Source organism: Maribellus mangrovi (assembly GCF_037646455.1).
GTDB lineage: Bacteria > Bacteroidota > Bacteroidia > Bacteroidales > Prolixibacteraceae > Draconibacterium > Draconibacterium mangrovi_A.
On record NZ_JBBIXN010000001.1, the window covers coordinates 295,736 to 316,145 of the forward strand.

Consider the following 20,410-nt stretch of genomic DNA (forward strand, 5'->3'; position numbering starts at 1 on the left):
GCTTGATCACTTTGATTTTATACTATTTCACATCAATCGCATCCACCGGACAGGCAGCCCGGCAGGCATCGCATTTAATGCATAATTCGGTATCGATGCTGTGTTTTTCGTGTGGTGTAAACGGGATGGCATCAACCGGGCACTTTTGTACGCACTTGGTACATCCGATACACTCATCATTTACCGAATAGGTGATCAAGTCCGGGCATTTACCGGTCGGGCATGTTCCGTTAATATGCGCTTCATATTCTTCCCTGAAATACTTCAATGTACTTAACACCGGATTTGGTGCCGTTCTTCCGAGTCCACACAAGCTTCCTTTATTAGTCCACTCAGCCAGTTTTTCCAATTCCTCAATGTCTCCGGGTTTTCCTTTTCCCGATGTTATTTTTTCCAGAATGTCAAGCATCCGCCGCGTACCCACACGACAGAACGTACATTTTCCGCAGGATTCTTCCTGAGTGAATGACAGAAAATAGCGGGCAATATCTACCATACAATCGGTATCATCGAGCACCACCAATCCGCCCGATCCCATCATGGCGCCTTTTTCCTGAAGTGACTCGAAATTAATCGGAGTATCCGCATATTCAGCGGGGATACAACCGCCTGACGGACCACCAATTTGCACTGCCTTAAACTTCCGTCCATTGGCAATACCGCCACCAATCTCTTCAATCACTTCGCGGATTGTAATTCCCATCGGTACTTCAATCAATCCGCCACGGGCAACTTTACCGGCCAGTGCAAATACTTTTGTTCCGGTGCTTCTGCCTGTTCCTATTTCGGCAAACTTCTGCCAGCCTTCGCGTAAAATATAGGCGATCTGAGCAAAGGTTTCTGTGTTGTTAACCAGGGTTGGCTTTCCGAATAAACCACTCTGTGCCGGAAACGGCGGACGAATCCTCGGAAATCCACGATTACCTTCAATGGAAGCGATCAGTGCAGTTTCTTCGCCGCAGACAAATGCACCAGCACCTTCATAAATCTGTAAATCGAAATCGAAATCGCTTCCCAGAATACTTTCTCCAAGCAGTTTATTCTTCCTGCATATTTCCAAGGCTTCGCGAATACGTTTCACCGCCAGCGGATACTCTGCTCTGATGTAGAAATAACCCTTATGAATTCCAGTGGCAAATGCAGCAATTGTCATTCCTTCGATGATCCGGTAGGGATACGATTCGAGCAACATCCTATCCATAAAAGCCCCGGGGTCGCCCTCATCGCCATTGCAGATCAGGTATTTTAAATCGCTTTTTTCCTTTTTGACAAACTCCCACTTTAATCCGGTTGGGAAGCCGGCTCCTCCCCGTCCCCGAATTCCACTTTGTTTGACCTGCTCCACCACCTCGTCGGGTGACATCGATTTCATCACCTTCTGCAATGCCGAGAATCCACCTCTCTTTTTGTACTCTTCAATATCAAGCGGATTGATCATCCCGCGGTATTCGGTGGCTATGGGCAACTGATTTCCAAGGAAAGAAGCCACCGGTTTCTCGCGCATACTGATTTCATAGCGCTGAACACCGTCCCAGTTGCGATCAGTTTGAATGGTTTCTACCGTGTGCAGCAATTTATTTTTTAGCTTGTTAAATAATCCCGGAGCCTGAAAATGAGACTCAACTATGTCTTTTACATCTTCGGGTTTTACTTTGGCATATAATGTGGCATCTCCTTCGTTGGGAACAACTTCAACCAGCGGAACCTGGTGACACATTCCCACGCAACCCACGTGTTTCAGATTTACACGCATACCACTTTCGTTGACCACCTGCTCCACTTCTTCCCTGATCTCCTCGCTTCCGCTTGCCACACAACACGATCCCAGTCCTATCCGTATTTCTCCCTGAATTTCGGAACCGTCAGCCTTTCGTGCCTTTCCGGTATCTTTTTTGCCCTTTATGCTTTCAAAATCTTCTATGACCTGTCCAACCTGATCGGAAGCCACATGGCCATAAGTAGTTCCATCGATTTGAACTACCGGAGCCAATGTACAACATCCCAAACAAGCCACTTTCTCTAAAGTGTATTTTCCCGACTCATCGGTATCAACACCCTCGGCAAGTTTCATTTCCCGACGAAAAGCATCGTACACCTGAACGGCTCCTTTTACATGGCAGGCAGTTCCCACACAAACCTTAATCATGTGTTCGCCAACAGGCTGCAAACGAAATTGTGAGTAGAAACTGGCCACCCCAATAATTTCTGCAGCTGTTATTTCTGATTTGTCGGCCAGTAAGCGCAAGGCTTCTTCCGGAAGGTAATTGTATTCCTTTTGGATGGCTTGCAAAATAGGAATCAGGCTTTTTTTTGTTGTGCCTTTTTCCTGTATTAGTTGGTCGATATATTGGTTGTATTCAGTCATATTTTTCTCGCAAATTCGCGAAGACTACAAGTTTATTCTCCGATGCAATACAAATTATTATCTCCGCGGATATAAATCCGTCCATCCGAAAATGCAGGAGTTGTTCCGGCTGTCTCGCCCAGCTCATTTTCAGCCACTTGTTTCAACTCTTTTCCAAATTCGTAGATTCGCATCTCTCCGTCGTTATCCATTATAAATAATTTCCCGTCGGCCACTACCGGAGAAGAATAGAGCGTGGTACCAACATCTTCTTCCCAGTACATTTCGCCGCTTTTAGCATCGTAACAGGCAATAACGCCGTAACTGGTACAAACGATCAGCAAACCATCATGTGCAACCGGGCTCGATGCCTCGGGCAGGTAATAATCATCTTCCCAAACAATCGAATTCGTTTTCACGTCGATGGCCACCAGCCGCGCATATTCGTTGGCTGCGAAAACCAATCCGTTATCGTAAGCCACAGAAGGCCCAACCTCTCCCATCATGCATTCTACTTTCCAAAGCTCTTCGCCTGTCTCCACATCGTAACCGGCCACTATCGGATCGGCAGTCAATATCACCTCATATTTTCCATCGATCTCGGCAAGTACCGGGCTGGCCCATGAAATTTTTGCATCTCTTACCGTTTCCCAAACTGTTTCACCGCTTTTATTATCAAGTGCCAGTACTTTACCTCCGGAGTTTGTATCGTACTGAACCAACAGTTTCCCTCCCCAGGTAATCAGCGACGACGAATGTCCGTAATGGTTATTTGGAACGCCAAGATTTCGGGCCCAAAGTCGCTTGCCTTCCATATCAAAAGCAATTACATCGCCGGTAGCAAATATGGCAAATACCGCTTTACCGTCAGTAGTAAGCGAAGGTGCCGAAAGACCGGTATCGGGAGTAACCCGTGGCATTGTTGCCGGCGATCCCTGTATGTTATTGGCCACGCCGGTCCATAAGAGTTTACCGGTATTCCGATCGTAGCAGTACACCTCGCGGCTGGCTGCATCGGCACCGGCAATAAATATTTTATCGCCCCAAATTATTGGCGAATTATAGCCATGTTTCGGTACCGGAGATTTCCACAAAACGTTTGTTCCTGAAGCCCCTTCCCATTCTGTCGGTATATTTTTATGAAAGATCACACCCTGCGCCAGCGGTCCACGGAATGAATTATGATTTGCTTTTACATCGGCTAAAGTCAATCCGGAACTTGTGCTCACAGGTTTCTCCTCAACAACCTTTTCTGCTGTATTTTCCTTTGATTCTGAGGTCGTCGGCTCAACAGACTGCTCATCAGTCGATTCCGTCACCTCACTCACATCACCGGCTTCCTGATTAGCAATTTCCACTGCTCCATCCTGCTTTTCAGAACCTGATGACTGTTTTATTTCAATCACCTCAATACCCTCATCTTCTGGAGTTGTTTCATTCTGTGCTGTCAGGCTTTCGGCACTGTAATAATTCAGGTGATTAACAGTTGCGAACGATGCAACCACAGCCAGAACCATAACAACTGCTCCGACAATTATAACTCCTTTTTGTGCCAAAATCCGGCTGGTGATCTCATTCTCCAATTTAGCATCCGGTTCTTCAATTTTGCTTTTCAAAGAATAATAAACACGTAGTGCAAATGCCAGCACAATGGCTCCGAACAACATAAGGTAAGCGCCGGTTTTTACCTGCCACTGACTGTTAAAATAAGCTTTGCGCGCCAGCAAATCGAAATTACGGATCTCGGCCTTTAATTCTTCGTTATTAGGCTCATCTTTCAGGCGTTCGACCAGAGCTTCAAGCGCCTTGCTTTCAATAGGATCGCTCTTTGTGATCTGCCAGAAATTCAATAGCAACAAAATGGCCACAGCCGTGCAAAAGATACCGGCAATCAGGGCGATGTTCTGTGCTATTATTAATTTATCGTTGTTGGTCATATATTTTTGGTTTGAAGATGGAAGCATGAAGTCTGAAAATTTTTTCAATTTTCAACTCCTCCTCCTGCTTTTTTAGTTTCAATATTTCAATTTACTGTTCATCACTTTTCCACCGGACAATAATCCACACAACGGGCACAACTGAAACAGTTTCCTTTATGCGGTTCGTAATCCTGTCGTTTACGGAAAACCACCGTATTCAATAATGTCATTCCTATTATCAGTCCCAGAAATCCTCCGGCAATCATACTTCCTGTATAAAACTTGTCCTGAATGGTTTCAGCTTCCACCACCAACTCATCCATCGTTTTTCCCATCGACATAAAAGTTTGCACATCAATATTATCAGGATCATTCCGGATTTCAGGATTGGAAATCAGGAGCTCAGCTAGATAAACCGTTGGATTGGCCTTCGAAAGAAACACATACGATCTATTTCCCACAAAAACGCCAAGCGCCACCCATAATGGAATAACCAGCGCATAAGTCAGAAAGCGTTTCGGTCCTAAACCAGACTTTACAACCTCTTTTTCGTTGGCAGGAAAATCGATGGCATCGAAAGGACAGGAATTGGTGCACAGTTTACACTGAATACATGATGAAGGAGTTATGGTGACGTGCCGCCGAGAAAACCGCGACATCCAATTCAGCGGAACACTATACGGACAAAGGAAACGGCAGTAAGGGCGGGCAACAAACATTCCCATCAACAGGAAGGCCACGCCAAAAACTACCATTAAAAATTTCGCATCCATCCGGAAAATGCCAATAAACGGATCGTATCGGCAAATGATGAAATCGGTTCCGGTTGCTGCATACAAAACAGCCAGAGAGAGATAAATGTACGGGATCAATCCCAACGTTTTATTCAGCCATTTGGGTAGGCTAATCGGTTTTATAATCACCAAATCCTGAATGGCCCCAAGCGGACAGGCACCTGCACAAAATGTTCTCCCGAAAAAAAGGGTGAAAACCAGTGGAATTAAAAAAAACAGAAGTGCAGTCAGCGAAATTGCATAAGTGGCATCAAAAAACGTTAAGGTTACATTCTGAATGGCACCGATGCTGCAGATACAACCAAGACGATAAAATCCAAAATACGCCAGGGTAAAAACCGACAGCCATAGAACTCCTCGCCGCGAACGCTTTTTAATTACCATCCAGGTGACGGCAGAGAGTACCAAAAGCAACACCAGTACATCGATGTATTCCATGGCTAAAGCCCTTGGCTCGGGTGTTACCGGTGAGGGCTGTTCGTAGCCGGTATCGAATTCGGGTTTTGGAAAGCGTTGTTGCTGCGCACTTAAAGTAAAAGTTGAAACGAAAAAGGCAACAGCAAAAACTACAACCTTTGCATATTTCAAGAAATATAGTTTCCAGTCGCAATCACAGTATTCAGTCCTTTTTTCAAATGACTTGCAGGTTGCAGCTTGTAGTTTATTGCTATTTTCTATTTGATCGATTTTGTTCATTCAGTTTTAATCAGTCTAAGCCGGATTTGTCCAGTCGCCTTTAACTTTATAAGCCTCGCTTGCCGGTACCCTGCTAATGGCGTCATTTGGGCAAACACGGGCAATGGAACATTCATTGCAATTGACACAAATGTGGTGCATGATCTGCAAATGGAGCGAGCCGTTTCCAAACGATGTGCAACCGGCCACGCATTTGGCACAACCGATACACAAATCTTCATCAATGTGGTATTCAAAATATGGCTCTTCGATAAAGCGACGCTCAATGGCTGCCGTTGGACATAACTGGTTTTCGGCCGCTGTACTTCGTGCATTGGCATCGGGTTTCAGGTATCCACCGCACAAATCACAATAACCACACAAATCAAAAGCATGGATGCATTTTACAGCCGATGGTGTCATAACACACTCGGTGGCACAGCGACCACACTGCGTGCATTTAAAAGGATCGATCTGCCAGACATAATCGTCGGTAGTTACCTTTCGCAGCGCCGCAAAACTAACTGTCCCAAGCGAGAGCAACAACGAAAGACGTGCTCCGTTCTCGATAAACTTTCTCCGGCTTTGTGCTTTATTTTTCTTTTCCATCTTTTACCTCCTTCGCCTGTGGAAGTTCACATTTGCTGAATTTTCCACAATTCTCGCATGTTGGAGAAACCGAGCATGTGGCGCTAACCTTTTTATTCATCACCAGGTAACCCGATGCAGCGGCAAATCCTCCAAGCAGCAATAATCTTCCTCCGGTTTGTATGAATTTTTTTCGATCCATTTTCTCCATTTTTAATTCGTCTCTGACGCTATTTTTTCTCAAATACCCTCAGTACTTTTCGGTCAAAATCCAGTGCGTAAATATTTCCTTCGCTATCGACTGACACATCGGGTGCCTCGCCTTCAATCTTATTTTCAAACTTATCGGGTGGAGCCACGACTCCTGAAAACTCTCCCGACGGTTTATACACTTTTATTCGTACAAGTCCTTTTTCGCTGGTAACAAAACTTCCGTCAGGTAGAGAGCAAAAATGCGCTGGATTACAACATCCGCTAAATCCTTCTGTTCGCGCACCACTCGCTTGCCAGTGCTCCCTGAGATTACCTTCGGCAGTATATTGTTCCAATGTGTGAATTCCGGGGTTCACCACCCACAAATCGCCATATCCCGTAATATCCATATCGAAGTACGGGCTGGGAATGATAAAACCATGTGAATCGTCAATATTGGCTTTTCCTTCAAATTCATTCATGAGTTCGCCGCTTGTGTTAAAGCGATAGATTCTTCGGGTTCCCGCATCGGCGACAAAAATATTTTCGTCGTTTACTGCTACTGAAGTGATGTAAGCGTTTTCGTTTTGCAGGTTCCAGCCAAGCACTTTAACCCCGGAGTTGTTCAGTACTTGTACTCCCTTTCTAAAAGCAACGTATATCCTGTTTCCGCTTACTTCAACCGTTGTGGGTTCTTCTTCAAAAGCAGTTTCCATCAGTAATTGTCCTGCAGGATCAATTACTATTAACTTTTTATCCCCAACCAGGTAAATAGTATCTTTTTCGATAGTGATTCCGGCCGGTTTCTCAAATCCGGGTTTAAAATTCCGGGTTTCTTTATAATGAATCAGTTCTTCGTCAACATGCCTGAACTCATCAACACTGTATTCAAATTTATTGGCTTCCATCCGATCGGGTCTTTTCGACGACCAATCGATCAGCATCACTGCAACAATCACCACTGCAAGTACAATCAGAAATATGACAATGCCTTTATTTTTCATCTCAAACGTTTAAGTCAATGCATACCATTGTTTTCGAATCGCGCATAATCAGGTAACCATCGGCAAGGGCAAACGGGGCCCAGGCATCGTGCGCGTTTTCTAGTACTTTAACCTGATCGAGCTGAATGTAACGTTCTGTACTCGGACGCGCTATGGTGAGCGTACCGTCATCATTCAGAATAAACATTTTATTATCAGCTATAAAGTACGGTCCTAAACCAAATCGGGTTTCCTTGCCACTCGACCACACAATCTTTTTAGCATCGGACGGAGCAACGCACACCATCTGGTTCCGCAAAGCACCTCCGTCTTTGGGCAGAATCCCAAACAAATGCCCGTTCCAGTAAATTGGTGTCTGCTGTTCGCATGCCAGTCCGTCTTTTGGGCTGTATTCATCAAGCTCTTTAACCGTGAATTCACCGTTGGTTTCAACCAGTTGAACCATCATACTTCCCGCGCCATAACCAGCCGTAAGGAATATTTTCCCGTAGGGCATACAAACGGGCGAAGGTGCTACAACCGAGTGGTTCCAGGCATTGGTTTCCCACAAAATTTTTCCGGCATTAGGTCCGTCGGCTGCTACTCCCAGCAAACCGCCAACGGCACTATACACATACATTTTTCTTCCTCCAAAAGTAAAAGGCATAATACTAGAATGCGACATTTTCCAACCCATAGGATTTGGCGTCTCCCACAATTTCTCACCCGTCTCGCAATCTACAGCCACCATCATTTTTGTTCCCCCGGTAGCCAGAATTGCAACACCATTATCGATGAGCGGACACTGCCCGGTGTACCAAAAAGGAATTTCGTTTTCGTATTCCTTGACAATATCGAGGCCCCAGCGGAAATTTCCGGTTTCGCGATCAACACACATTACATGGCATTTGGGCCCGATGGTTACCACGTAATCTTCGGTCACGGCCGGAATAGTCCGCGACATGCCGTGATTTCGTTTAATGGCCACATCGTAGCCGCGGCTCCACTGCTCTGTACCATCAATTAGTGAAAAACAACGCAGGCGATCGGCACGCTCCTCTTCGTTGTAATCCAAAACATAGGCCAGTCCCTTATAGATGGCCGCTCCCGAATGTCCTTCGCCCAATTCCACCGACCAAAGAATTTTTGGTCCTTCCGGGCCAAACTTGTCGATAAGTTTTACCGGCGATTTCGAGATATTATCCAGATCAGGTCCTCGAAAATTTGGCCAGGTTTCGTTCAACGGTTTGTAGTCTGAACTGTATTCTTCGAAATATTCACCAATGGTTACATTTTGCACAAAGGCATTTCCTTCACCACGATTATCGGCTCCTTCAAGATTTACAGAAAAATCTTTGGTTGGGTCGGCACTAAGCCACCAAAAAAGTGCAACTAAAGAAAGGACACTTACTACAATCAGGATGATATTTATGCTTTTTTTAGTCATTAATGTTAATCTCAAGAACCGTCGTGCTGTCCGTCAGCTGACGGATTCAGCATCTTCTCAAATGGATTCCAAAACAAGTTCGGAATGACGAATTATGCCTTTATATTATACACCATCAGCACATCGCCGTGCCTGATAAAAAGTTTTCCATCTGCAATAAAAGGATGTGCCCAGTGCGGACCTGCTCCTTTTCTTATTTTGAACTGGCTGATCACCTTAAAACCATCCGGGTCGGGTTCAACCAGGCCAACATTTCCCCGTTCGTTATAACAGTAAAGCAGCCCATCGGCCATTACTATTGAACCTTTGGTATCCCAGTCGGCAACATATTTTATTTCACCAGTGTCCCAATTCATACTTATCCAGCGACCTCTTTTATTGTCGAACCAATTCGATCCGTACAAATACCCGTTGTGCAAAATGATACCGTGATGGTGATTGTCGAAAGTGTGATCAACAAATTTTTCAGTAACTGATGTTCCTGTTGAATCCATTTCGAGCATCACGGCCGGATAATCGTAACCCATGGTAAGAAAAATTGTATTGTCTTTAAAAACAGGTGTATTGGTCCAGATCAATCCGTTTTGATCCCATTTTTCAGGATCCCAGTACCTGTAACTCCAGGCAATCTCACCTGTTTCAGGAATGATCGCCATTAAATCTGTTCCAATTATTGCCAGTATGTAACGCAATCCGTTCCATTCGAAAATTGTGGCGGAAGCGTATGCCCGTGGTCCACCCAGCGATTTGGTTTGCCAGATTTCTTCGCCTGTCATTTTATCCAGAGCAACAATGCTGGTTTCCTGACCTCCGGGAGAAACAATCAGCTTGTCATCACACAATAAAACCGTTTCCGAATTTCCCCAGATATGATACTCTCCATTAAAATCTTTATCAACATCAACTTCCCAGATGGCCTTTCCTGTTTCTTTGTCGATACAAGAAACCTGACCGGTTCCGCTCTGCACGTAAATCCGGTTTTCTTCTATGACAGGAGTACTGCGGGTATCGGGAAACGATTTGTTCCACGACCGTCCGTAAGCTACCTGCCACTTAAAACTACCATCAGGATTTATTGCTGTAAGGTAATCCAGCGTATCAATCATTCCGGAAGTGTAGATCATTCCATTATCAAAAACGGGAGATGAAAATCCCTTTCCAATCTCCTCAACCTCAAGTACCTCCTCCGGACCATCTGCAGGCCATTCTTTTAACAACCCGGTTTCAGGGAAATGTCCGTCGCGATCAGGACCGCGCCATTGTATGGGTTGGGCAGTAGTCCCAATTACATAACATAGTAAAACAGAAGTGATCAATATTTTAATTCGATTCATTTTTAGCTGGCTTTTGGTTCTTGAATTTCTACCTGAACAAACAGAGCTACTTTATTTTGTAAGCAATGAGTGCGTCGCCATGGTGGACAAACAACCGACCATTATTGATAACCGGATGTGCCCAGTGCTGAGCACTTCCAAGCTCAACCTTGGTTTTACTAACTACTTCAAATGCAGAAGGATCGGCTTTTACCAAGGCCAGATCACCGCGTTCACTGTAGCAATACAGCATTCCGTCGGCATAAATGGTGACACCCTTGGCAATGTCTTTGGCAGCATAAGTTTCTTCACCGGTTTCCCAATTCACGCAGCGCCACTCACGGGCATTATCACCCGATCCGTAGAGGTAACCGTCAACAACCACCATTCCTCCCATACGGCTGTCGAGCTCAGTTTTTGTCCATGCCTTTGTTACGCTGCTTCCATCATCACTTAAATTCAATTTTACACCACCCTGACCATATCCGCTAAAGCAAAACAGATCGCCATCATAAAATATCGGAGTATTCGGGTGTACATTCCATCGATTAGTGTGCGGATAATCCCAAAGTAATTGTCCTGTTTTTGCGTCGAGGCCAATGATATGATCGGCAGTATGAGTAACCAGAAGTTTACGTGCAGGAAGTTCTACAAGCAAAGGAGTACAGTAGGCTGACAGTTCGCCCTTCCCGGCTGAAGTCCATATGAGATCACCGTTTAAACGGTTCAGTGCCACTACATTGTTCTTCTTTCCTCCCGGTGTCAGATAGACAACATCGCCGTCAATAAGTACCGTTTCGGTTACTCCCCAGGTAATGTTTTCTCCGTCAAAATCTTCAAATGAATTCTTTGTCCATTTTACATCGCCGTTACCTGAGTCCATGCAGGTTAAAACACCATAGCCACTGTAAACATACATCAGATCGCCGTCAACTACAACCGAAGAACGCGATCCCGGATAGCTATCTGTATACTCCTTCCCGTAGGATTTCTTCCACCAGAGTTTTCCGTCCTCCGACAAAACAAATACAAAGCCTTCTCCATCTACCATGCCGGTGATGTAAATCTTTCCGTTGGCAAATACTGGTGACGAATGTCCTTCACCCAAGCCTTCATACGACCAAAGTATTTCAGGTCCGCTTTCAGGCCAGCTTTTCAACAAACCGGTTTCGTTGTAAATACCGTTGTTTCCACCACGCCAAACCGTAGGATTTTGAGCATCAATGTTTGATATAAAAAATATACTCAAAAGCAGGAATAACAAAGTTTTCTTTCTCATGACTTTTAGTTGATTAAGCTCCTAAAAATAAAATCAATTCAGCATGTTGCCAATATTACATCGTAATTTATTATCACTCTAAATTACAGGGATTACAGTGGATTAAAAGCAGATAAATTACTCTTATTTTTGAGTCTGGATTTGCTTAACCAGCGCTTCGAGATAAGCAGTGAGCGGATACATTTTTTCGTCGTACCAAAGCGAGGCAAAATACAAGCCGATTGGAGCCGATTTCAGGCCTTCTTTACTGAATCTTTTATCCAGCCATTTCAAACCGTTTTCGCAGACTTGCTGATGGCTGCTGCCGGTAAGCGCGGTAATACTCAGCGCTGTTTCCTCAATTGTACCTGCAATGTTTTTAGCACCTCCCCAACTTCCGTCCTCATTCTGAACGTTTACAAGATAATTCTCGGCCGAAGGAATTAAAGTTGCAAGTTCTTCCTGAAACGCCAGATCATCTTCAACGGCAAACAGCGCGTCCTTTAAATAAGCCAATACACGGGCAGTTCCGTACACCGGATTATGATGATCTTTTTCCCGCTGATTTCCGAACCATAACGGCAACCAGCATCCATTTTCTAACTGATGTTTTTGCAGGTATTCAAAAGCCTTCTGAAGAGCACCTTGGACTTCATTTGAAAAATCTGCCTGCATTTCTTTTTTGTAGACTAATTTGGCAGTCGCCAGCGCCAAAAGACAATGCCCCGTTAAATCGGCACAACTCTGGTCGAAAGGCAGTTTTCCCCATCCTTTTGAAAAGGTCGGAAATCCGCCATCGGAATTTTGAAGTTCGAGCAACCACTGAACACCGGCGAATACTTCATCTTTTACCTGATCGGGATTATTCAAGTTTAATAAAGCTAAAATTGCACCTGGAGTGTCGTCTCCGTCAGGCACTGAACCGGAAAAATTCGTCCAGCCCCAACCTCCGGGTGACGTTCCGTTAAACGGATGAATATTTCTGTTCTGAATCTCAATGAGATGTTTGCTCAACCGGTTTTGCTGCTCACTGGTCAGTACCTCATCTTTTCTGTTGCCCAGCGCTTTTATGCTCAGGGTCGTTACCCAGGTTGAAAGATCGACATCGATTGGCCAGCCACCATCTTCTAGTTGTGTTTTTTTCAGAAAAGCAATGCCTTTTCCCACCACATCGAGGTCGCGATAACCGGCGTTGATCAAACTCAAAGCCACAAAAGCCGTTAAAGGAATCGCTTCGAGAAAACCGCCACTTTCGGGCATCGATTTTTGCAATATTTTCAAAGCTCTCTTTTCTGCACTTCCTCTAATCCATTTACCAACTTTAGCTGATTTTTTCTTTTTGAAAATGACAATTCCCACAGCAATCAGCGCCGGGATGGCGTAACTTACCACACTTAAATTCAACAAACGATAGAATTTTCGTGGCAACAAAGCCAGTTCAAAAGGCAATTGCGGTATTTTTTTAAAGGCATCTTTCTGCGGGATTCCACAAAGGGCCGCCATGGTAAGAATCGGCACCGAAAAAGTGTAATCGATTTTGTAGTGAGCAAGTATAGATTTTGCTACATCTCCGGTCCTGAGATCAATATTTTGAGCAAACAACCAATCTGACGACTTTTGCTGAACTGCTGCTATCTTTTCATTTTTCTCTGTATAAAGATTCAAAACTGCATAAACTAATAATGTGGTTGAAATATTCCCCGGACTTTCGGGTGTGTCGCCATAACTTCCATCGGAATTAAAATTACTGGATAACCAGTTCAATCCGGCCTGAATTTCAGAATCATTCTCATCAGCATCGTAAAAATGAAGGGCAGCAACAGCCACTGCAACTCCCAGAGCACTTGATGATAAACGTCCGGACCAGAAACCATCTTCATTCATTTCTGAAAGAAGGATTTCGCTGAGCTCATTAAAACGTATTTCAAGCTGTTCCTTATTCATCTTTCACCCTTCAATTTATAAGGCTTCCCAGTGCCAGCAAGCCGTAAAAAGTATATTCCAGATCTTTGGTCCGATCTCCATCGCCCGATAAAAATGCACCTTCAAAGTAATTATTCTGAACAAATTCAAGCGTTGTTGGACGAATCAACCTGAGATCGATTCCTGTTTCCTTCAATACAAAAAGTGCAACAGCAGTTGATAACATATCGCTGTTCGAAGTGTTATCAAAAGCTCTGAATCCTCCGCTTTGTACGTAATAATTCATCAATAGTTTTTTCGATTTTTGCATAGATAATCCAAGCATTCTCCGGGCATAAGCAAAAGCTGCCACCAAACTACACGGGAAGTCCGGTTTTGGGTAATAAAATAAGAGGTAAATCCTGGCCAGGAGATAATAGTAGGCCTTGCTCTTTCCAACGGCATCGACCAGTAAGGCAAACAAAAAAAAGCGATACGACAAACTGATATTTTTACCTTGTTGATTCAACATTTTCAGTAAAGAAAACACTGATCGCTTTTTGGCTTTAGGCAGCAGTTCGGCTTTTATTAAAATGAGTGCCATCTGTTCTACCGGCCCCTGTCCTTTTGTCTCAACCTTCAAAATAAATTCTTTTAGTTTTGAAAGCGAATCCATTTGCTCAGCAGCCAAATTCAGCCAAAGTCCGAACAATGAATAGTACAATTCAGGATTCCCTGCCCGATCGTTAAATCCACCGTTTTGATTTTGCTGGGTGCGAATGAAGTTGATTATTTCCTGCTGAATATTGGTATCAAGTACACTGAATCCTTTTTTCAGATATTCGACCAATAACTTATAAACCGGAACAGCTTTCGATTTATTCATTGACGACGAGTGGTTTAAAGATCTTACCCAATACTCCGTATAAACTCAGCCTCAAACGATTGTTTTCGAGTTTGTCGAGTTGAGTATAACAATTCGCCACATACTGATTCAATATTGCATGTGCCTTTTTGTCTAACTCCAGTTCTTTTATTTGTCGTTTAAATTCCGTTACTTCAGTCAACTGATGTTCCGCCGAATGCTCTCTGAGCAATGCCACCAGCAATGGAAAATCAGCAATTTTCTCATCACTCCTTTCCTCATCAAACTCATTCAAATCGTCGCGAACCTGGTAAGCTATTCCAAAATAGTCGGCAAAACGTTCCAGAATATTTATTTCATTGTTGGAAGCACCTCCAATGATCGCTCCCATAACCAGCGCAACTTTAATGGCTTCGCCTGTTTTATGCTGAAAAATTTCCAGAGTCTCTTCCAGTCCGGGAAGATATTTGCCTGAATTAAACTGAATATCGGCTCCCTGTCCTCGGGTAAGTTGCGTGTGCGACTGCGAAACTTTTTGCAGCGCCCTTGCTATTAACGCCCCGTCAACCGGAAGTTGCGCCAATAATTCGTAACCTTTCCCGATCAGGAAATCGCCGGCATTAATGGCATGCGGGATACCGTGTTTTTTATGAACGGTATCGGTATCGTAGCGAACATCAGTATCGTCTTCAATGTCGTCATGAATCAGCGAGGCCTTATGAAAACACTCTATTATGAGCGACAACGGATAAAGTACTTCTTCGTTCTCATCTTCGGCATAAGCCTTATAACTTAAAGCAGTTATCAGAGGCCGCATACGTTGTCCGCCAACCTGGAGAAACTCGCGTGCTAATTTTTCCGTTTCACTTTTACTACCGAAATATCTATCGAGTGCGCCATTCGCAAAAAACTCGTTGAGTTGCAGATTCAGTCCGCTAATTGAAATAGGTTTTGATTTTCGATCTTCTTTTTCAGTACGGATCTCATCGTTTAGCCACTTCAGATCGATCTTGGTGTTTACACAACCGTCGTACATCAGCGGCAAACCGATTACGGGAACAGCTGCTTTTGTAACCGCCTCAAACGAACGCTGCAATACCGGCATACAACTTACACCGATAACCGCATCGATCGCGCCTTCTTCCACCAAACCGATGGCAACCGTTGTACCTTCAGCAACCAGCGTTGAATAACCCAGATTCTCAGCTTCAATTAGTATATCATCGATTGGGCAGCTTTTACATCCGGCACAATTTAGTCCAAGTTCATCGAAAACGCCCTGGCAGCTATTAATGTCTTTCAAACACTGCGGCAATAACAACAAGCGGCGATTAAATGGCGTGGCCTCCACAGTCTTGCGCCAAGTTTCGTTGCCAATCAGAACAACGGTAAAATCGATATATTCATTTGAGATTTCAAGTTGTTTTAACAAGTCGATCGCAAGTTGTTCCATAATCGAGAAAGGCGCGGGAGGTCGCAGGCCGATTTCATTAATGAGCTGGCGTGTTTCTTTACGAAGTTTGTTTCGCAGGAACGACTCCTTTGGAACTTTTAATATGCGTTTCGTCTTGTTCATTTATTATCCATAAGCTCCCAATCCAAAGAAAGCGTGTTTCTTGGCAAATCGGTAAATCCACTTTTTTTCGCGAATTGGTTCAGCACTTCCGTGGCTGGGGACCGGTTCCATTTCTTTTAAACGTTCCAGTTCGTTTCCGCGACCTGATGAATCTTTTACCGCATGCCTTTCCACTTTATTTACAAGCCACTGCGGATTATCCATCACCACGCATCCTTTGGTCAGATTTGGAATTTCGGACTTAAATTCTGCCAAAAACTCCGAATTTCGATATATGTTTTCGAGCGATCCGTCGGCAACATTGTTTGCCGCAAACTGAATCACCGGACAAGGCTCAATATCTCCGGAAGCGTTTATATGATGGCTCAAACCCGTAGCAGCCGGGCAAAGTCCATCGCCGTTTTGATCCCAGTAGGCATCAATTATCGCGATCTTATATTTAGTACGCGCCTCCACCAGAAAATTACGAAGTTGCTGAATTTCATCCTTCGACAATGACAGTTCAACCGTAGCATCTTTTCCTACGGGGCGGTAAATGTAATACCATAAATACAGCACTCCACGTTTTATCAGCGAGTTAATAAACTCTTTGGAAAATGCCAGCTCGAGGTTCGATTTACAAACACTCATGGCCACGCCGGTGATCAGTCCGGCATTTGTGGAATGATCGATTGCAGCCTGTGCCTTCTCATATACATTTGTACCCCCACGGCGCACATCAGCCACGTCTTCATCACCTTCGAAACTTATAAGCGGAGTAACATTTGCCAGCTTTCGCAGGTCTTCGGCCACCGATTCAGTAAGTAAAGTTCCGTTGGTGAAAAGCTGGAAATAGCAATCAGAATGTTTTCTGAAAACCTCAAATAAAGGTTTGTACATTAGCGGTTCGCCACCAAGAATACCAAAAAAGTATGAGCCTTTTGCTTTTGATTCGGTAATGATCTTATCGAGCATACCAGGCGACATTCGGGCATTTCTCTTTTTCCCGGTCACCCAGCAGCCCTGGCAATTCAGGTTGCAGTCGTCGGTTACCGAAATAAAATGAAAGGCAGGGAAAAATTCGCCTTTTTTCATTCGTCGTTTAAACCGGGTTAAGGCGATTGCTCCCTTGACTCCCATGTTGTAAGCAAACTTATAAAGGCATTTTTTGTCGGTATTGAGTACCTGTTTTATCATGCTTATTCTTTGGCTCTTTTTTTCAGTTCTTCAATAGCCTTGCGTTTCTCATCCTCGGCCAGCTGCATCACATCGTTTTTGAAAATGTTTCTGCGGGTCTTGTTCCGTTCATTCAACATCACAAACAAACCATCTTTTGGTGCTGCAGAAACGCCCGGTTCATCTTTTCCGGGTTTGGCACCCGACAAAGTTGAATTCTCGGGCAAACGCGGAAAAATTATTGCTGAGGTAGGACAGGTACGCCCGCAGGCCGGACAATTATTTTTGCAGTTCAGCGGCTCCACCACCTCCAGACTTTTCTTGCTGAATTTGTAGACTCCAAAAACACAAAAACGTGCACACTTGCCACAATAAATACAGCGCTCCTCATCGATGACCGGATACCAGGCCGGAACTTTGAGGCTGTTTTTTTTCACTTCGTAAACCGCCTCTTCTGAGTTTGGCTCCTGCTTTTCGTCCAATTCCTCTTTGATCTGGTCGGACGACATCAGTCGAAAATTGAGCACATCGTATTTATCCATGTCAATCTTGTTCTGACGAAACATATTATCGATAGCTCGAGGATAGCACGCCACCACCCATTTCTTGTTGTATTTCGAATTGATCTCGCTCAGGACTTCCTTTTCGTTTATCGAATAGGCGCATAAATCGTGCAATTCAATCACATCAGTATTTAACTCTGTCATGGTTGAGGATATTTGAGCTTGCTTCTCCTTTGAAATAATATTCGCTCCACAATTACAATAGATTACACAATTCTTCTTCATAGGATAGCGAAATAAATGAAATTCTGGCCAAACTAAAAATAATGGATATAAATAAGGTTTTAACGTGAAGAATTACGGTCTGTGAAATTTTACCGGGCTATTACTTCGATCAGTTCTGTAGCGGCCATGCCCAAATCATTCAATTTTATGACCGGATTAAATAAGACAACTTGATAAAAAATCCACGTTGCTGCTGAGTTGGTCTGTAATTCTCGTCAAAAAAATTCAGTTCCTTGTCGGTTTGTTCGAACAAAGCTCCGTAACCAATATGCCCCACCGTTCCCGGAATATAAGTGAAAGAAAGCAGAACATCTCCAACAAATTCTTTGTTGTATCCGTTATATTCGCCCACGCCGCGCAAAAACAGGTACTTGTTAAACTGGTAGGTCACTTTCAGACGTTCAATCGGGTAGTTGTATATTTTTTCATCGCTGCCATCGGCCACAAAATCGTACCACGAAACACTTGCCTCGGCATTTAACTTCGGCAGGGGCTGAAAGCTAAACATCGAGGTAATTTTGTTGTACTTACCTTGCTCCGGATCGGCTGAATAGTAAATCCCGTTCATACGACGGTAAACGATATGACCTTCGAACCAGTTACCGGCTGCACCGCCTAGCAGCACATTTACACCGCCAGTATTAAAGCGTTCGCCCATAAATACTTCGTTACTCAAAAGGTATTTGATCTTAAAAATTCCACGACCGTGGGTGCGCACCTGTGCCGAAACAAAATTGTAGGTTTCGTTCATGTTGTAGATACGGTCGCGAGTGTAGGTGGTAAACAGTTCAAAATCGAGGCGATTAAACACTTTGTTACCAGGATAAAGTTTGGGCATTAGCAAAGCGGCCAGTTGATAGATTCCGGTCCGGGTCAAATATCCGGTTTCCACATGAAAATCTTCGTCAACACCTTTAGCCGATAGTTTATATGTCAGGTCCCGGGTATCGCGAGTTAACACGAGTCCAAAACTGTTACCAGGATTCTTTTCTTCAGCATCTGCAGTTTGACTGTGAAATCCATTGAACTCGAACATCATCGATTTATTTACGCGGAGTTGCCCGTCGATTCCGAATACTCGATTATCGAATTCCGGTGCTTCACGGCCAGTATATAAGAAACCCAGAAAGCTTTCGTCTTTCAGGTTTCGTTTGTAACGAAACAGTGGGAAATGCGCATATTCGTTTTTCCCGTCTTCACTTTCGGTGTCCAGTTCATCGGCCGAATACAAAATGTTTACCTCATCTTTTTTCCCGATTTTCCCGGTTAGTTTTACCCCGGTAAGCGGATTAACAATGGTTCGGGTGTGCACCATCATTTGAATGGGATCGATCACCGAAGTTTGTGTCGCAGCCACATTGAACCGCTCCAATCCCTCTAAAAAGAAAGGGCGCTTTTCGGGATACAATAACTGGTAGCGCAGGTTCACATCAATCTGACCGGCATCGGCTTCCACCTGGCTAAAGTCGGGATTCAGAGTCCCGTCGAAAACAAGGTCCGATGTAATTCCGTATTTGACCGTCAGGCTTGCTTCAGGTTTTCGCTGGTCTTTTACCATTTCTCCATCCTGATTAATATCGGTGTATTTGTAGGTAAGCGCAGGAAGTATTTCCCAAAGTCGGTGGTAATTAATTCCGGCGTAGTTAACTCCCATAAACTGGGTTAAAAAGGCATACCCCTTTTCGGGATCGAGTTCGGGTACTGAACCATGTGTTTTTGTGCGCGCAATAGATCGTTCAAGGAAAAGTCCCATTTGTACGGTGTCGTTTTTCGAAAAACGGATACTTTTCAGCGGGATACTGATTTCAACACTGTAACCGTCATCGTCGATCTTCCCGGCACTGTACCACACCAGGTCGATACTCGGATCTTCCGTTCCTGCTGCAAAACGCGAGTCACCCTGAATCCCCAGCGGATTTACATAAAAGGCATAAAGCGATTGCTGATCATTGTGGGAGTCAAGGTTCACACAAACAAAATCGTCATCAAAAATCTGGTCGCGTGCCGAAACAGTAGCTTTTATTTTATCGGGTTCGCTATCGTAACATTTAAAGGCAAAATACAGGTTCTCCTGGTCGTAACTTAACCAGGCTTCGGTTTTTTCCGGCATCGGTTTTTCAAAATCGGGAATGAAAGTTACAAAGCCTGTAAATGTATTGGCATTCGTCCAGGCTAAATCATCAAGCTTTCCATCGATAACCGGTGCCTGAGTAGTTTCTACAATGTTAACTTCCTGTTTGGCAGCAAAAGAATGAATGGAAATAAAAGTACAAAGAACAAGGATAGTTAGTTTCATGCACAGTCTGGTTTTTCAGCAGTGAATATAGCTTATTAAAGCTGATTAGTCGTTTGATTCTTTAATTTATTACACACAAGAATTAAGGGATTCTTTGAGAAATCGATCGCGGTAGCATTGGTGATGATTTTTACAATGCTTTTCGACAGTGATATTGTCGGTTGATTGAACCCGGTTTTGAGGAATTTAAAACGCCGGACAAAGCTTAATTACCTGGAAGTAAAAACACCAGCGACTAAGAATCTGTTGCAAGCAGAGTAGGTGACCTCAAACAAAATTGGGCTCCGATAGCACGGTCTGATGGTAAGTTATTAA

General features: G+C 44.1%; 15 protein-coding genes. All 15 read right to left on the reverse strand.

The features are described 5' to 3' along the window. Window positions 1–22 precede the first annotated feature (22 nt). Window positions 23–2,365: an NAD(P)H-dependent oxidoreductase subunit E gene (locus WFY05_RS01025; RefSeq protein ID WP_340110852.1), complete on the reverse strand. Its 2,343-nt coding sequence runs from the start codon at window positions 2,363–2,365 to the stop codon at window positions 23–25. A 32-nt stretch (window positions 2,366–2,397) separates the two neighbouring features. Beyond that, entirely contained in the window at window positions 2,398–4,281 is a 1,884-nt protein-coding gene (locus WFY05_RS01030) for a PQQ-binding-like beta-propeller repeat protein (RefSeq protein WP_340110853.1), read from the reverse strand. A gap of 101 nt (window positions 4,282–4,382) precedes the next feature. Continuing rightward, a complete protein-coding gene (locus WFY05_RS01035; RefSeq protein ID WP_340110854.1) occupies window positions 4,383–5,753 on the reverse strand; it encodes a 4Fe-4S binding protein in 1,371 nt (456 codons plus the stop codon). Window positions 5,754–5,768: 15 nt separating this feature from the next. Beyond that, the gene (locus tag WFY05_RS01040) at window positions 5,769–6,341 is read right to left on the reverse strand and encodes a 4Fe-4S dicluster domain-containing protein (RefSeq protein ID WP_340110855.1); all 573 of its coding nucleotides are present in this window, start codon (window positions 6,339–6,341) and stop codon (window positions 5,769–5,771) included. Further along, window positions 6,325–6,522 carry a hypothetical protein gene (locus WFY05_RS01045; protein ID WP_340110856.1) on the reverse strand — a complete coding sequence of 66 codons (198 nt, stop codon included), beginning with the start codon at window positions 6,520–6,522 and terminating at the stop codon, window positions 6,325–6,327. Before WFY05_RS01045 ends, WFY05_RS01040 begins: the two co-directional genes overlap by 17 nt. A gap of 28 nt (window positions 6,523–6,550) precedes the next feature. Next, window positions 6,551–7,516, reverse strand: coding sequence for an NHL repeat-containing protein (locus WFY05_RS01050; protein WP_340110857.1), 966 nt, complete (start codon window positions 7,514–7,516; stop codon window positions 6,551–6,553). 1 nt (window position 7,517) lies between these two features. Beyond that, window positions 7,518–8,942, reverse strand: a complete 1,425-nt coding sequence (locus WFY05_RS01055) for an outer membrane protein assembly factor BamB family protein (protein ID WP_340110858.1) — start codon at window positions 8,940–8,942, stop codon at window positions 7,518–7,520. Window positions 8,943–9,034: 92 nt separating this feature from the next. Beyond that, complete coding sequence (locus WFY05_RS01060; RefSeq protein WP_340110859.1) at window positions 9,035–10,276, reverse strand: outer membrane protein assembly factor BamB family protein; 1,242 nt, start codon at window positions 10,274–10,276, stop codon at window positions 9,035–9,037. A gap of 46 nt (window positions 10,277–10,322) precedes the next feature. Further along, a complete protein-coding gene (locus WFY05_RS01065; protein ID WP_340110860.1) occupies window positions 10,323–11,534 on the reverse strand; it encodes an outer membrane protein assembly factor BamB family protein in 1,212 nt (403 codons plus the stop codon). A 123-nt stretch (window positions 11,535–11,657) separates the two neighbouring features. Further along, on the reverse strand, window positions 11,658–13,457 hold the full coding sequence (locus tag WFY05_RS01070) for a prenyltransferase/squalene oxidase repeat-containing protein (protein WP_340110861.1): 1,800 nt from the start codon (window positions 13,455–13,457) through the stop codon (window positions 11,658–11,660). A gap of 10 nt (window positions 13,458–13,467) precedes the next feature. Next, entirely contained in the window at window positions 13,468–14,301 is an 834-nt protein-coding gene (locus WFY05_RS01075; protein ID WP_340110862.1) for a prenyltransferase/squalene oxidase repeat-containing protein, read from the reverse strand. Beyond that, window positions 14,294–15,856, reverse strand: coding sequence for a polyprenyl synthetase family protein (locus tag WFY05_RS01080; protein WP_340110863.1), 1,563 nt, complete (start codon window positions 15,854–15,856; stop codon window positions 14,294–14,296). Before WFY05_RS01080 ends, WFY05_RS01075 begins: the two co-directional genes overlap by 8 nt. Before the next feature lie 3 nt (window positions 15,857–15,859). Then, window positions 15,860–17,032 carry a radical SAM protein gene (locus WFY05_RS01085; RefSeq protein WP_340110864.1) on the reverse strand — a complete coding sequence of 391 codons (1,173 nt, stop codon included), beginning with the start codon at window positions 17,030–17,032 and terminating at the stop codon, window positions 15,860–15,862. Window positions 17,033–17,034: 2 nt separating this feature from the next. Further along, the gene (locus WFY05_RS01090; RefSeq protein ID WP_340110865.1) at window positions 17,035–17,718 is read right to left on the reverse strand and encodes an ATP-binding protein; all 684 of its coding nucleotides are present in this window, start codon (window positions 17,716–17,718) and stop codon (window positions 17,035–17,037) included. A gap of 226 nt (window positions 17,719–17,944) precedes the next feature. Then, window positions 17,945–20,095: a carbohydrate binding family 9 domain-containing protein gene (locus tag WFY05_RS01095; RefSeq protein WP_340110866.1), complete on the reverse strand. Its 2,151-nt coding sequence runs from the start codon at window positions 20,093–20,095 to the stop codon at window positions 17,945–17,947. Window positions 20,096–20,410: the final 315 nt, after the last annotated feature.